This window comes from Vibrio sp. Vb1127 (assembly GCF_033338735.1).
Classification (GTDB): Bacteria; Pseudomonadota; Gammaproteobacteria; order Enterobacterales; family Vibrionaceae; genus Vibrio; species Vibrio alginolyticus.
This window is the reverse complement of the sequence record NZ_JAWOTF010000005.1, coordinates 43401-58472: the sequence shown is the minus strand read 5'-3', so window position 1 is coordinate 58472 and position 15072 is coordinate 43401. Positions and strand designations below refer to the sequence as shown.

Below are 15072 nucleotides of genomic sequence, written 5' to 3'. Positions count from 1 at the left end.
ATTATATTATGAAAAATAAATGTAACACACTGTCAAATAAGCACTTTCAGAGATAGCACGTACTTGCAATTCTCTGTAGCGTCCCAATATTGAAAAGATAAATTGCAATAGAGCGTTGGAACTTTTTTCACATGGAAAATGACCAATACTCAACACGAAAATCACATGGATACCGAGAGTCCAAAGCATGCATAAATCTAACTTCGAAACTCTTCAGCAATACTTAGAGTCGCAGATCATCGGACAGCAAGATCTGGTAAAGCAACTGCTTGTTGCGCTTCTTGCGGATGGGCATATTTTAGTTGAAGGCCCTCCTGGGTTAGCAAAAACTCGTGCAGTAAAATCACTCTCAGACTGTGTTGAAGGTGACTTCCACCGAATTCAGTTCACCCCTGACTTGCTGCCAGCCGATTTAACCGGCACCGATATATTCCGTCCCGAAACCGGAGAGTTCACTTTCCAGTCAGGTCCTATCTTCAACTCGCTTATTCTTGCGGATGAGATAAACCGTGCACCAGCCAAAGTACAAGCGGCAATGCTTGAAGCAATGGCAGAGAAACAAGTCACAGCAGGTCGTCATACCTACCCGCTGCCAGAGTTGTTTTTGGTTATGGCAACTCAAAACCCGATAGAGCAAGAAGGGACCTACCCCCTTCCTGAAGCGCAGCTAGACCGCTTTTTATTGCATTTAGAAGTGGAATACCCAGATGCAGAGCATGAGCTATCTATCTTGCGTATTAACCGCGGAGAAGCAAAGGGCGAAGTAAAGGTTGAACGCCCAATGTTAAGCCAACAAGATATATTCACTGCACGTAAAGAGGTGTTGGATATTCATATGGCAGAAACGATAGAGCAGTACATCGTCCGTTTAGTTATGGCGACACGTCAAGCCAACGAATATGACACTGAGTTGGACAAGTGGTTGTCAATGGGTGTGAGTCCGCGTGCCACCATCGCTCTTGATCGCTGTGCACGTGCGCACGCTTGGCTTGCTGGTCGTGATTTTGTCTCTCCGGAAGATGTTCAAACCATGGCTTATCCGGTACTGCGCCACCGTTTATTGTTGAGTTACCACGCTCAAGCGGAAGGCATTACGGCAAACCAGGTCATCGATAAACTGCTAAACCTTGTTGGCAGTGCATAAACAGGTGAGTGATATGTCCGCTACACATTCATTACCACCTCATGCGAATGGGGTGACATTAACCCTTGAAGAGCTGCTCCAATATCGCACTCAATCTGTACTTTGGTTACCACCAGCACAGAGTCTCTGGTCGCAGATGAGTGGTAACCATACCAGTCGCCAAAAAGGGCGAGGTATGGATTTTATGGAGGTGCGCCAATATCAACCTGGCGACGATATTCGCAGCATTGATTGGCGAGTCACCGCTAGGACCGGTAAAGCACATACAAAATTGTTTGCAGAAGATAAAGAGCAAGCGGTCATTCTTTATCTTGATCTAAGTTCTAGTCTACATTTTGGATCTAAGTATGTACTCAAATCCGTTCAATTGGCCCACTTTGCCAGTGTTCTAATTTGGCTAACTCTAGCTAAAAAAGATCGCATCGGCGCAGTGATTGATGACGGACATCAATGTCTTGAATTTCGCCCCTCTTCTTTACAAAGACAAGGGCTGCGGATTCTTAACGCCATAGTCGACATACATAATGCGCAAGTAACTCGTACTGCAAGCAACGACACTCGTACACTGCCTTATACACAAGTATTGGAGACACTTCATACGCTCACCCCAAAAGGCAGCGAATTGATTATGCTCAGTGACTTTGCCCACGTAACACCAACGGAACTGGCACAACTACGTCGACTCAAACAACACAATAGCGTAAGGGCCGTTCAGTTTTATGATCCGTTAGAAAGAGGCGAAACAGACTTTAGAGGTCAAGTGAAAGCTTCGGATGGGCTGCATAGTCAATGGTTTAACTTTGGCTCTAAAGGACAACGAAGAGAACTCGAAAGCCACTTTACCCAACATCAAGAAACCATTAAGCAGCAGTGCCATTCGATAGCAATTCCATTTAACACGCTATCAAGTGGCTGGCCCTTAATTTCACAATTAAGCTAACAAACTGACAAGCAGTATTTATTAAGCAGTAATAATAATGACAACAAACAACCAAAGCCTAGACCTTGAACCTTTGATTTTGCCAAACGCTCCGGATTGGTTTCCGCTCGCTTGGGGATGGTGGGTGGTGCTTGCAGCCACCTTGCTCTTCGTTTTCGGCATTTGTCTTTATGTGAGATGGCGTAAAAAACACTTACGCGCAAAAAAGACAGCATTAACACTTTTAACTCAACCTACCGCGCCTCATACCCCCTCTTCTGCTCTGGAAATATTGCGCCAGGCAGCATTGAGTTACTTTCCGCGTGAAGAGATCGCACCATTAACCGGAATCGCTTGGTATAAATTTCTCGATAGCCATACCAAAGAAAGTCGATTCGTAGACAAACAACATCAGTGGCAAGAAGCGTTGTATCAGAATTCTTCCCAAGGGCAGCATCAAAGCTTGGTAGACGATTGTGTCTTTTGGATAACCTACGCTTTGCCACCAAAGAAAAAGGCAAATAACCGTGACTGAGCAAACACTCATAACCGATCTTGCCCAATGGCTAAACATTGAATTTGTCTGGTGGTGGGCACTGTTTTTGTTGCCCATCCCATGGCTGGTATACAAGTTCCTGCCACAAGAATCTCAACAAGCCGAGATCAAATTGGCGTACTTACCAACCAATGAGAATCGCAGCAAGCCTAAGCAAGCGCTGCAAAAAGCACTTTCAATCGCGATCTGGGGCCTTCTTGTCGTCGCGTGTGCGCGTCCAGTTTGGTTTGGCGATCCCGTTGAATTCCAACCCAAATATCGGGACTTGATGTTAGTCGTCGATCTGTCCGGTTCGATGCAGCAGGAAGACATGGAACTCAACGGCGAATATATCGATCGCCTCACAGCAGTCAAAAAAGTTCTGTCTGATTTCGTAGCAAAGAGAAAAGGTGACCGTCTCGGAGTTGTTTTGTTTGGCGACCATGCTTATTTGCAAACACCACTCACTGCAGACCGCAAAAGCGTCATGCAACAGATTAATCAAACCGTCATCGGCTTGGTTGGTCAACGAACCGCCATTGGTGATGGTATTGGGTTAGGCACAAAAACCTTTGTAGACAGTGATGCTCCCCAACGAGTCATGATTTTGCTCAGTGACGGCAGCAATACTGCAGGGGTGCTCGAGCCGCTAGAAGCAGCGGAAATTGCGAAAAAATACAACGCCACTGTTTACACCGTGGGCGTGGGCGCTGGTGAAATGATGGTAAAAGAGTTTTTCATGACTCGCAAAGTCAACACCACAGCCGACTTAGATGAACAAACACTGACTAAAGTGGCAGAGGTGACAGGTGGACAATATTTTCGAGCGCGAGATACAGAAGAGCTCGAAAAGATTTATGACACCATCAACCAGCTAGAACCCGTATCTAGCGACACACAAACTTGGCGCCCTCAGTCTGAATGGTTTCCATATCCATTAAGCGCTGCATTTGTATTGTCGGTATTGTTATTCCTATTAAGGAGAAAACATGGCTGAGTTTATTTTCCTCAATCCTTATTGGCTTTTGGGGCTCATCGTGATCCCTATTGCACTCTTGCTTAATCACAAATTTAGAGCCCAAAAGTCCACACTGATTGCCCCTCACCTATCGCGGATGCTCGGACAAAACACGCAGTCTAAGCATTACTTCACTCTATGGGGTTTAGCTTGGGCAATAACTTGCATTTCATTAGCGGGGCCAAGCTGGCAGTCCAATGCTCGACCAAGCTTTGAGTTAAACCAAAACCGTATCTTGGTGCTTGATATGTCTCGCTCTATGTTTGCTACAGACATCAAACCCAATCGGCTAGCACAAACACGTTATAAGGCGCTCGATTTGCTGCCTAAATGGAAAGAGGGAGCCACTGGACTTATTGCTTACGCTGGCGATGCCTATAACTTAAGTCCACTGACAACTGATTCCAGCACGCTTGCTGGCATTATCGAAAATTTGTCACCAGAGCTGATGCCTTTTCAAGGAGCAAACCTGCCTGCCGCGATTGAACTTGCGATCAACCAGTTTTCTCAAGCAGGCACGCAACAAGGCGATATCATCGTGTTAGCGGATGATCTTGATACGTCAGAGCTGTCTCGCGCGTTAGATTTAGTCCAAGGTACAAAGTTTCGCATTTCTGTTCTTGCCGTCGGGACTCCTAACGGTGCGCCTATCGCGCTGCCCGATGGATCTCTGCTAAAAACTGCACAAGGCACAACCGTCGTAGCGAAAACAAATCTGAAAAATCTACAAACGCTAGCGAATAAGACTGGTGGCCTATTTGTTCCTATTCAACACACCAACCGTGATGTTGAAAACATCGCGGCCTTTACCAATAACATTGGTAGCCAGCTTTCTGCAACCCAAAGCGAAGAAGTTAAAACTGACTCTCGTCTCAACAGTGGCTTTTGGTTACTGCCGTTGTTACTTCTTCCTGCGGCTTTACTGTTTCGACGCGACCTGATTTGGATGGTAGTTGCGACTGTAGTCCCAGTAACGTGGACACCGCATGCAGAAGCTAATCCGTTCTTAAATGCCGACCAACAAGGAGCGGAACTCTACAAGCAAGGTGAGTATGAACAGGCGCAAAACCTATTTACAAACCCAAGCTGGAAAGGAGCCGCCAGTTATCAAAAAGGTGACTACGAAGCCGCTATCGAAGCATTTTCTCATGATGCCTCCCTTAACGGCCGCTATAACCTCGCCAACTCGCTCGCTCAAAATGGTCAATTAGAAGATGCGGCTGATTTGTATAAAAAGCTGCTAGAGGAAAAGCCTAACTTTGAAGCCGCGAAGAAAAACCTATCGGTTGTAGAAGAAAAGCTAAAACAGCAACAGCAACAGCAACAGCAACAGCAACAGCAACAGCAACAGCAACAGCAACAGCAACAGCAACAGCAACAGCAACAAAAGTCTCAAAACGAAGGGAAGGAAGCGCAAGGACAACAGTCACAAAATCAGCAAGATTCTGAAAATAAAAAAGAAAAACAAAAAACGGAACAACATCAACCGCAACGAGATGACAAGCAAGTGAAGGATCAAGGTGAACCAATACAGGCTAAAGCGCATCCCGAAAAAATGCATCAGGATGATCCTGAGTTCCGTCGACTAGAAGCAGTAGAAAGTGCTCGCGACCCAAGCTTTTTGATCCGTGCGCAAATGCAACTTCAAGCGCAACAAAAACAACCTCCACAACAATCTCAAAAGGAGTGGTAAGCCTGTGATGAACAAAGGCGTAAAACTGGTCTTTATTTTTGTGGCCAGCCTAATATCCAGTTTCTCGGTGATAGCACAGACACTTCAAGCTAGTGTGAATAAAACACAAGTAGCCAAGAATGAAGTGATTAACCTCAGAATCATTTCAGATACTGAGCTCAGCTCAGACTCAATCGACTTCAATGTTCTAGAGAAAGACTTCTTCTTGGGTCAACCTCGTTATGGCCGCTCTAGCAATAACATTAACGGAAGAAAATCAGTGCGTACCGAGTGGAGTATCTCAATTGCACCAATGAAAGAAGGTGTTCTGACTATTCCAAGTTTTTCCGCTGATGGTATGAGAACGGAGCCGATCAAACTGCGTGTCAACGCGAGCCAAACAGACCCCAATCTTGATGATCTATTTAGCTTCAATATTACGGTCGACAACAGTACGCTCTACCCTCAGCAATCTGCAACATTACGTATACAACTTCTAATTAAAGCGGACACTCGACGCCTAGATAACCCGCAAATAGTACCTCCGCAGATTGAAGGCATGAAGCTTGAGGCACTGGGTGGCTTACAACAAAGACAGAAGATCTTAAATGGGTTAGAAGTAGCGGTCATAGAGCAGTCGTTTCGCTTAACGGCAAATCAACCAGGCACTTATACCTTGATAGGTCCTAAACTGACCGGTTCTTATATTTATGGCGACAGCTTGACGGGCTCAACCAAAATAATGCCTATCAACACCAAAGCGGAACGCATGCCAATCACGGTCAAACCGATTCCGAGCGAATTTAAAGGTGAATGGCTTCCTGCTTCAGCGTTAGAAATGACACAGAGCTGGCAAGACGATCAAGGTAATCTATTGTCGACTAACGCAATCAACACAGTAAAACAAGGCTCTTCACTCACTCGAACCATTCAAGTTAAGGCTCGCGGTACACAAGCCGAATATCTGCCACGAGTCAATATTAGTTACCCGAGTTCACTGCGCGTGTATCCCGAACAACCTAAGTTCGATAGCGCGAGAGATGGCACCGTTACCATGACGGTGAAGCAAGTCATTATTCCTACAGAGGCCGGGAGATATACCTTACCAGGATACGACTTGAACTGGTGGGACAGTCAAAATGATGAAGCGAAGAAAACAACGTTACCAGAGCTAACATTAGACGTAGAGAAAAATGACACTGGGCTAATCACGTTGCCGGAATCGCCTCTTTCAGCACCTTTAGTGTCAGCCCCTAGTCCTGAATCAAGCGGCGGTGTGAGCAGTCTCTGGCGAACGTTAACCTTTGTTTTCTTAGGGCTTTGGATAATGACATTGGGAATCGCAATTTGGGCATGGAAAAAGCGGTCAATAACAGCGAGTGGAACGGTTTCAAATACTGAACAACCACTTTGCATCGACGCGCTAAAAAAAGTCATCGAAGAGGGCGATGCTGCGAAAATTGAACGCTCTGTAAATGAGTATTTAACCACTCATCAAGACAGGTTAAACCCTGGTGACGTACAAGCAATTAAGCAAGAGCTTAATGCCATGAATCAAGCGCGTTTTAGTGCTAACCAACAACCTTGGAGCCCTGATTCGCTGCTAGCGAAAATTCAAAACCTTGGCAAAGCAAACGTAACGAAAACCGACCACCAACTCGAAAAGCTATAAATAACTAAATAACAATGGCAGCTCTCATGAGCTGCCAATTCTCTTATCCGGCCAAATTTTGCTTTAGCGGTTTTATCTAGAGCACCAACCGCCGCTTCTTCCCTATCAAGTTGCTCTTATGAACATCACTTACTCAACAAAACTTGGGGCTCGTATTCGTATCGCCTTACACAATTTCGCCCATGATTCTTCGCTTGATAGAGTGCCTTATCCGACAACTGATATAAATGGTCGAAATTAAAGTCTTTGCCTTTCGCTTTATAACAGGAGTAACCGACTGAAACGGTAAGTAACTCCCCTTCTGGGTTATGTCGATGCTTTATCCCCTCGCCCTCGATGCACTGACGAATGCACTCTGCTCTCAGTCGAACCTCCTCTTGCTCAGAACCAATCATGAGCAATGCAAACTCCTCACCTCCGATACGGCAAAAAACTTCATCTTCACCTTTGGTATGATGATCCAAGATATAGCCAATTCGCATCAATGCGATATCGCCTTCGAGATGACCATAGTGATTATTGAATAAGCCAAAATGGTCAATATCAATCAGGATCAGGCCAAACGACATGTCGTCTTCACACTCTAGGGCACAATATTTTTGCATCACATGTTCTAACATGCGGCGATTACCAAGACGCGTCAAAGGATCGAGCTTAGAAAGTACCTCAAGCTGTCGATTGGCTTCCTCCAACTCTTTTGTTCGGTTCTGAACCTCCAGCTCTAAGTTTTCGTTTAATTCGCGAATCGCCTCTTGAGCTTGAGTACGTTGCAATACTTCAGCTAAGCTGGACGCGAACATACGAATCACTTCACGTAACTGAGAAGTTAACGGCGCACGTGTCAGCAAATTATCAACAGCGATAAAGGCGATAGGACCACTGCTATTTGAAGTCAATACCGTCATCGCAGCCCAACCAAAGCCAACAATATTACAGTCATGATAAATAGGCATTGATTCTTCAAATGCGACTTCGTTTGGCATTGAGCGAGCCAGATTTATAAGAGAGAAATCTTGGGTTTCGCCAAAGAAGTAAGATTCATCCACCACGTTACCTTGAATATCGGTACCCCACGTTCCTTGCATGTAAGAGCAATTTTCATCAGTTAAAAACACCGCCATTCGATCAATACCAAGATTTTTAATGGCGAAAGTGACGGCCGATTTGCATACTCCACTGACAGTAGTGCAACGTGATAACTCAACCATGCTTGAATGCAACATGCGTACGTTTTGTTCTTGGCGCTTACGAATGTAAATTTGAGAGAAGAGTGAACCAAACGAGTCCAACATCTGTTTTTGATATGCCGTTATCGGCTTACGATGAATAAAGTTATCTAGCGCGAACCACCCAAACGGTTCATTGCCATCGCGTAAAATCAACATCGCATTCCAGCCCTGCCCGATGACCTTGCCTGCTGTGTATATTGGCGCGTCTTCTACAATCACTAAGTTGCTCTCAAGGCTAGATAACGCGGTGATATACTCCTCGCTAAGTTGATGTAAATCGTATTGTGTGTGAAATTCATCAATCGTAATTCCTGACTCATCCGTGCCGTATGTACCACTGAAGCTGCGCTTTTTCATATCGAGAAGCATCAGTGTAGAGCGATCAAACCCAAGTCGTTCACGTAACGCTTCGACGGCTTTGTAGTACAAGTCCTTTAAAGAATCAGGATTAGAGATTTCGAGTGCAACTTGCTGAACTAACTTCATATTTTCGATAAAGCGCTCGCGTTGGCTAATCTCATCAACATATTGCGCTTCACGAATATCTCTGTGCCTGATCTCTTTCGAGGCATTTTTTTCGGCACGAATACATTGCCAACGCGCCGCTGCAAGCTGCATTGCGTCGTAACTTTCTTCATAGATATTATGTGCCGTGCGAGCATGAACAGATTGAATCAGTAGGTAGGTACGTTTGATAGGCGTGTTGTCGAGCATCATGATGTAACTATCACCACCTAAATCTCGGGTGTGATTCCAGTTACAAGTGTTGATCGCCAGAGGTATGATGCTTTCAGAGGTGTCAAACTGACTTGCCCACTCCCAGAATGTCTCAGGATAGTTTTGGGTTGGGTAAAGCTCTCCGCGAGAGAAGCTCATCGAATGACGAGGGTTAATTGAAGGATCTTCAAAAATAGCGAGGGCTTGAGGGGAGAACAGACTCTCTAAATGATCAAAGATTGCCTCCGCTAGCAACCGATGGTCCCTCGTTGAAGACACTTTTCTTGTAAAACTTCTTAAACTCACCCTACCAACCTAATCTACTTTTTTATCCTCGATAAAAAACTACTTAGGCCATGATATGCAATCAATACGTTCAAATTTGAGCTGTTAAGTCATTCGCAAAATTATCAGACTTAGTGTTACATTCGAGAGCTCTTCAGCACTTTTAAAGCCATGTTTCACATAAGTTACATACTTTATAAACTGGGGAGGAAAGTTGTACTTATTTACAAGATTTTTTGTGTTGGTAGGCGTTATAAGCCCACGACTTAAAAAGAAAAAGGCCCCTCATTAAGAGGGGCAAAGTTACCATCGCTTATAGTTATTTAGTTATGCTTGTAAATACGGTGGATTAACCGAAATCACCATTTACGTAGCCTTGAGTACGGTCGTCTTGAGGGTTGCTAAAGATCACTTGCGTATCGTTGTGCTCGACCAGTTCTCCCATTAGGAAAAACGCAGTGCGGTCAGAGATACGACGCGCCTGTTGCATTGAGTGAGTCACGATAACGATGGTGTAGTTCTTCTTTAGCTCTTCCATCAACTCTTCGATTTTGTGTGTCGCAATTGGGTCAAGTGCCGACGTTGGTTCATCCATCAGAATCACATCAGGCTCCATCGCGATTGTACGTGCAATACATAAACGTTGCTGCTGACCACCAGAAAGACCGAATGCGTGTGATTTAAGGCGATCTTTCACCTCATCCCAAAGTGCAGCACCGCGCAGCGAACGCTCTACCACTTCATCAATTGTCTTTTTGTCTTTGATACCTTGAGCACGTAAGCCGTAAGCCACGTTCTCGTAAATGCTCATCGGGAATGGGTTTGGCTTTTGGAATACCATGCCGACTTTGATGCGAAGGTCAGCAACATCAATGTTGCCGTAAATATCTTCGCCGTCCATCGCCAATTTACCTGTAATTTTCACGCCTTCGATTAGATCATTCATTCGGTTCAAACAGCGTAGAAGCGTTGATTTTCCGCAACCTGACGGGCCGATAAGTGCAGTTACTTGGCGAACTGGAATTGGTAAGTTGATCGATTTCAGTGCTTGGTTGTCACCGTAGAATAGGTCTAGGTTTTCAATATCAAATTTGTTCATTGTCTTAATCTCTTAATTCTCGAATTCGTGTCTTTTAACGTGCGTTCTTAATTAGTGTTGTTAGTAAGTTGCGGTGTTAAAACGTCTAGCAATCAGTTTCGTTACCATGTTGATCAAGAGAACAACTACGATAAGCACTGTTGCCGTACCGTAAGCCTGATTCCATTCTTCAACGGTAAACAGTTCGGTAGTCAGTTTGTATAGGTGAACGGTTAGCGTACGACCTGAATCCAATAAAGAATCCGGAATACGTGCAACCATACCTGCTGTCAGGAATACTGGAGCAGACTCACCAATGACACGACCAATACTTAGAATGACCGAGGTTAAGATACCTGGCATTGCGCTTGGAAGAATCAAACGCCAGATAGTGTAAATCTTAGAAGCACCGAGGCCATAAGAGCCTTCACGGTAAGTTTGTGGCACTGCCATCAGCGCTTCTTCCGTTGTACGGATGATCACTGGCAGGATTAGGATACTTAGCGTCAATGCACCCGATAGAATCGAGAAGCCAAGGCCAAGAATCGCCACGAAGAAAGTCATACCAAACAGGCCGAAAATGATCGACGGGATACCCGCCAATGACTCGGTACAGAATCGGATGATTTTCACCAAACGACTGCCCACTTTCGCGTATTCGGTCAAGTAGATTGCCGTCATGATACCGAGTGGCGCTGCCACTGCGATAGAAGCGATAACCATGTAAATGGTCGCCACAATCATTGGGAAGATACCGTGCTCTTCACCTGTGCGCGTATAGTTATCAGTAATGAAGTTCCAATCTACGTGTTGTAGACCGTTTGATAGGATGTACCAGATAATCCAGAACAAAAAACCTACCGTTAGTGCTGCCGAGATCCAGACAAATGCGTTAAAGACATTATCTTTGAACTGGCGTGCTTTTTTCAGTTTTGCGCGATCCATAATAGTCACCTTTAACGAGCGATTACTTCGCTTTTTCTCGGTTTAGGTACAGTAGTACAGCGTTCAACGACATGATGAAGACCAGAAGTACTACACCTGTAGCGTAAAGTGCGTTCGCGTGAACACCACTTGCGTAAGACATTTCAATAGCGATGTTTGCAGTTAGTGTACGAGCCGAATCAAGGATGCCTTCTGGCATTGCCGGCGCGTTACCCATAACCATGATAATCGCCATGGTCTCACCCAACGCACGACCGATACCCAGTATCACACCTGTCATGATGCCTGAGCGAGCCGCTGGAACGAGCAACTTAAAGATGGTGTAGATTTTCGATGCGCCCAGTGCCAAAGAACCTTCTTTATAAGTACGAGGGACAGCGCGGATAGACGTTTCAGATACCGTAATTACCGTTGGTAGAATCATCACACCAAGAACAATGATACCGGCAAGGATAGTATTACCTGCAGGTACATCAAATACCTTCTGAATCAATGGAACGATAATAACCAGACCGAAGAAACCGTAGACCACTGAAGGAATACCGGCTAGCAGCTCAACCGCTGGACGGATGATGTCTGCTAATCGCTTTGGTGCGATTTCAGCGATAAAAATGGCGGTCAGAACACCAATTGGAACCCCAACAATGACAGCACCAGCCGTCGATACGATAGATGCCACAATCATGGTGGCGACACCATAAAGCGCAGGTGGTAACCAGTTTTGTCCTAAGACAATGCCCGATACGCCTGCTTCTTGGAATGCCGGAATACTCTCTCGAACGATGAAGTATGCAATAACGGCCAATGAAACAATGCCGATTACGGCACTCGTTAGGAACAAGCCGTGGAAGATGCGCTCTTTCCAGTCGACACGACGCTTCTCGCGTAGGCCTGACTTGCTGATAGCTCTAGCGTCAGTATTCATAAGCTTTTCACTATTTGTTGCGATGGTCATTTAAAAATCTCACGGTTCTGGGCAATGCCGTTGAACACAATGGATAGAAAAGGCTCAGCCCGAAACGTTGGGCTGAGCAAACTTTAGAGTCCCGATGGGATTAGTTAACTGAGATGTAACCTTTTTGGTCAACTAGCGCTTGCGCTTCGTCAGTTAGCATCCAGTCTAGGAATTTTTGCGTTTCTGTTGATGGCTTGCCTTCTTTGTAAAGAACAAGGAATGGACGCGCTACTTTGTAAGAACCGTTTTTAACGTTAGCTACCGTTGCATCAACGCCGTCGATTGCTAGCGCATTAACAGTGTTGTCTACAGTACCAAGAGAAATGTAGCCGATTGCGTATGGGTTAGATGCAACCATTGTTTTCAGTGCGCCGTTACCGTTTGCAACTTGAGCACGTTGAGAGATAGCTGATACCTTCTTACCAGAAATCTTCATTTTTAGAGACATGATGTCTTCAAATGCGCCACGAGTACCAGAAGCCGTGTCACGAGTAATGGCTACGATTGGCTTGTCTGCACCACCGACTTCTTTCCAGTTTGATACTTCGCCTTTGTAGATTGCAGTCACTTGCTCGGCTGTTAGACCTGGCAGTTTGTTTTGTGGGTTAACAACCACTGCGATACCATCACGAGCAACCACTTCTTCGATTAGTGTTGATTCTTTTTCAGAGTCTTTTAGATTACGAGAAGACATACCAAGGTCTGCTGAACCATTTTTCGCTGCTTTTACACCAGCTGAAGAACCAGGACCTTGAACTTCGATAAATACGTTAGGGTTCTTCTTCATGTACGTTTCAGAGAAAACTTCCATCAGTGGAGTTACGCTGCTAGAACCCACTGCAGAGATAGTTTCTTTAGCAGAAACAGGAGTCACTGCCATTGCGCCTAGAAGTGCGATTGCACCGATTACTGTCTTTTTCATCACAATTTCCTTAAGTGGCTTTATTGCCGTTGTGTTTCACTTGAACGGTGCTCACTTTAGAATTTGAATATGACAGTTGTGTTTCACTTAGTTGAACCCTCTATGACACGTTGTCATTTCTAACTATTAATTCCGCGACTTATCCCTCTCTCAATTTGAACGTAACGTTTTTATAAGTTGCCTCATGTTCAAGATGATAACCCCATCGATTTTGGTACATTTCATAACAATTAGATATGAGTAACTCATTGATTTGGCGAATGTAACAATTAAAATCGAAATGCTTATTTATAAAAAAGATAATAATCAAACCGATAGAGGGTCAATCTCATGCGTCAATTTCTTAGTACGCTTTCTATTAAACTTCAGGTTTTTCTGCCTGTTCTATTCACAGTTATATTACTCATCATTGGACTAAGTGTCGGAATCGGTAAACTCGATCAAGCATTCAATAAGGTTTCGGCTTCCACCCATAAGCTAATCATTCACAAAGAGGAACTTAGCGGCATCGTAGACAACACTTACGCCATGCGCATCAAAGCCATTTATAGTCTATTTAGAGCCGAAGATGTTCAGTCTCTCAACCAAGAGCTTTCTGAGCGACAAAACAAAAACCGCGATTTTCTTAACTCCATCGACAATCTCCCTGGCGTTCAAAATGAAGTCAATGCTATGCGTAAGGCCATGAATCACTATGTTGATTTCACTCGCGTTACCATGACACCTCTGCTCACCACTAAACACTCTTCTGATTACACCACCTCTGATTTCAATCAAAAGTACGAATCTGCAATGGCTGAGTATCGATTAGCTGGCGAAGCGATGATCAACGCCATCGACAAACTATCTAAACAATTGAATCAAATCGTCACCGATGAAGTCGAAACGAATGGCGAACAACATTCAACCACGCTAACTTACAGCGCCGTCTCGCTTGCGGTGATCTTGAGTGCCGCTTCACTTATTAGTTGGGTACTCGCCAGCTACATCGTTGCGCCGATTCGTAACCTTCAAGTAACGATGCAGGAAGTCGCGAAGGGAAACCTACTAGTTAAGGCCGAAGCCATCGGGAAAAACGAAGTGTCTCAGCTGGCTCGAGATGTAAACCAGACCATAGAAAAACTGCGTGAAACTGTAAGCGCATTGGTTCGCATTAGTGAAGATGTGGCATCAGCATCAACCGAGTTAGCAACTGTTATGACTCAAAGCAGCGTCAACTCGGATCAAGAAAAGCAAGAAGTTGAGCAAGTAGCCTCGGCGATCAATCAGCTAGAGTCGACCGCAGCTGAAGTATCGACCAATGCACAAGAAGCCGATAGTGCATCAAATCAAGCACGTACGTTAACCTCACAAAGTATAAGCATGTTTGGGGAAAGCACTCGCGCAAGTGAAAAGATGGCGGAACAACTTAACGAAGCCGCTGCCGTCGTAACTTCGCTAAAAGATCAATCAGAACACATTGGTCGCGTGATCGAAGTGATTGAAGGTATTTCTGAGCAAACGAATCTACTTGCACTGAATGCAGCGATTGAAGCTGCACGAGCGGGCGAAAGTGGCCGAGGCTTTGCGGTAGTGGCCGATGAAGTACGTATGCTGGCAGCGCGAACTCAGGAGTCCACCAAAGAGATCCAAACCATTATAGAAGAGCTACAGCAACAATCTGGTCACGCAAATGAAAGTATGCATTCCAGCTTAGCCATGTTGTCAGACAACCAAGCTCTGACACAAGAAGTTAGCCAATCACTTGCTAATATCAGTAATGCTATCGCCGATCTGAACTCAATCAACACTCAAGTTGCAACCGCATCAGAAGAGCAGAAACAGGTCACGGCTGATATCAACAACAACTTAACGAACATCTATGAACTAGTGAGCCAGAACGTCACTGGCATTACGCAATCCGCTGCTGCCGCTCAAGAGTTGTCTGGTTTAGCAGAAAATCAAAAACATCAACTTAAGCAGTTCCAAGTTTAAATACTCT

The 15072-nt window shown here is 44.9% G+C and carries 12 protein-coding genes; 7 read left to right on the top strand and 5 right to left on the bottom strand.

Features of this window, described 5'->3' with window-relative positions; genetic code table 11:
• Window positions 1-187: 187 nt before the first annotated feature.
• Genes R7H07_RS09390 through R7H07_RS09365 form a run of 6 tightly spaced genes read left to right on the top strand, consistent with a single transcriptional unit; the run spans window position 188 to window position 6960 of the window.
• A complete protein-coding gene (locus tag R7H07_RS09390; protein WP_005383914.1) occupies window positions 188-1144 on the top strand; it encodes an AAA family ATPase in 957 nt (318 codons plus the stop codon).
• A 13-nt stretch (window positions 1145-1157) separates the two neighbouring features.
• Window positions 1158-2084 (top strand): DUF58 domain-containing protein, encoded by a 927-nt coding sequence (locus tag R7H07_RS09385; protein ID WP_065275457.1) that lies wholly within the window; start codon window positions 1158-1160, stop codon window positions 2082-2084.
• A gap of 37 nt (window positions 2085-2121) precedes the next feature.
• Entirely contained in the window at window positions 2122-2598 is a 477-nt protein-coding gene (locus tag R7H07_RS09380) for a DUF4381 domain-containing protein (RefSeq protein ID WP_065275458.1), read from the top strand.
• Window positions 2591-3595, top strand: a complete 1005-nt coding sequence (locus tag R7H07_RS09375; RefSeq protein WP_065275459.1) for a vWA domain-containing protein — start codon at window positions 2591-2593, stop codon at window positions 3593-3595. The genes R7H07_RS09380 and R7H07_RS09375 overlap by 8 nt, the downstream gene beginning before the upstream one ends.
• A complete protein-coding gene (locus R7H07_RS09370) occupies window positions 3588-5309 on the top strand; it encodes a VWA domain-containing protein (protein WP_206959040.1) in 1722 nt (573 codons plus the stop codon). The genes R7H07_RS09375 and R7H07_RS09370 overlap by 8 nt, the downstream gene beginning before the upstream one ends.
• Before the next feature lie 4 nt (window positions 5310-5313).
• Entirely contained in the window at window positions 5314-6960 is a 1647-nt protein-coding gene (locus R7H07_RS09365; protein WP_082240196.1) for a BatD family protein, read from the top strand.
• 125 nt (window positions 6961-7085) lie between these two features.
• Here the strand turns inward: R7H07_RS09365 and R7H07_RS09360 are convergent, their stop codons facing one another.
• The 5 genes from R7H07_RS09360 to R7H07_RS09340 form a co-directional block, all read right to left on the bottom strand.
• The gene (locus R7H07_RS09360) at window positions 7086-9212 is read right to left on the bottom strand and encodes a GGDEF domain-containing protein (protein WP_065275462.1); all 2127 of its coding nucleotides are present in this window, start codon (window positions 9210-9212) and stop codon (window positions 7086-7088) included.
• Window positions 9213-9540: 328 nt separating this feature from the next.
• Window positions 9541-10290 carry a phosphate ABC transporter ATP-binding protein PstB gene (gene pstB / locus R7H07_RS09355; protein ID WP_005375156.1) on the bottom strand — a complete coding sequence of 250 codons (750 nt, stop codon included), beginning with the start codon at window positions 10288-10290 and terminating at the stop codon, window positions 9541-9543.
• A 60-nt stretch (window positions 10291-10350) separates the two neighbouring features.
• A complete protein-coding gene (pstA, locus tag R7H07_RS09350) occupies window positions 10351-11214 on the bottom strand; it encodes a phosphate ABC transporter permease PstA (RefSeq protein ID WP_005383923.1) in 864 nt (287 codons plus the stop codon).
• 22 nt (window positions 11215-11236) lie between these two features.
• Window positions 11237-12169: a phosphate ABC transporter permease subunit PstC gene (gene pstC, locus R7H07_RS09345; RefSeq protein ID WP_005375154.1), complete on the bottom strand. Its 933-nt coding sequence runs from the start codon at window positions 12167-12169 to the stop codon at window positions 11237-11239.
• 100 nt (window positions 12170-12269) lie between these two features.
• Window positions 12270-13091 carry a phosphate ABC transporter substrate-binding protein gene (locus R7H07_RS09340; protein WP_005375153.1) on the bottom strand — a complete coding sequence of 274 codons (822 nt, stop codon included), beginning with the start codon at window positions 13089-13091 and terminating at the stop codon, window positions 12270-12272.
• Between the two features lie 330 nt (window positions 13092-13421).
• On the opposite strand from R7H07_RS09340, the gene R7H07_RS09335 reads away from it, so the two are divergent.
• Window positions 13422-15065 carry a methyl-accepting chemotaxis protein gene (locus R7H07_RS09335; protein ID WP_005375152.1) on the top strand — a complete coding sequence of 548 codons (1644 nt, stop codon included), beginning with the start codon at window positions 13422-13424 and terminating at the stop codon, window positions 15063-15065.
• The last annotated feature ends 7 nt before the right edge of the window (window positions 15066-15072 follow it).

Bases quoted from the DNA above. Each gene is read 5' to 3' on its own strand.
- R7H07_RS09390 (WP_005383914.1), top strand. From the start codon at position 188: ATGCATAAATCTAACTTCGAAACTCTTCAGCAATACTTAGAGTCGCAG.
- R7H07_RS09385 (WP_065275457.1), top strand. From the start codon at position 1,158: ATGTCCGCTACACATTCATTACCACCTCATGCGAATGGGGTGACATTA.
- R7H07_RS09380 (WP_065275458.1), top strand. From the start codon at position 2,122: ATGACAACAAACAACCAAAGCCTAGACCTTGAACCTTTGATTTTGCCA.
- R7H07_RS09370 (WP_206959040.1), top strand. From the start codon at position 3,588: ATGGCTGAGTTTATTTTCCTCAATCCTTATTGGCTTTTGGGGCTCATC.
- pstB (WP_005375156.1), bottom strand. From the start codon at position 10,290: ATGAACAAATTTGATATTGAAAACCTAGACCTATTCTACGGTGACAAC.
- pstA (WP_005383923.1), bottom strand. From the start codon at position 11,214: ATGGATCGCGCAAAACTGAAAAAAGCACGCCAGTTCAAAGATAATGTC.
- pstC (WP_005375154.1), bottom strand. From the start codon at position 12,169: ATGACCATCGCAACAAATAGTGAAAAGCTTATGAATACTGACGCTAGA.
- R7H07_RS09340 (WP_005375153.1), bottom strand. From the start codon at position 13,091: ATGAAAAAGACAGTAATCGGTGCAATCGCACTTCTAGGCGCAATGGCA.
- R7H07_RS09335 (WP_005375152.1), top strand. From the start codon at position 13,422: ATGCGTCAATTTCTTAGTACGCTTTCTATTAAACTTCAGGTTTTTCTG.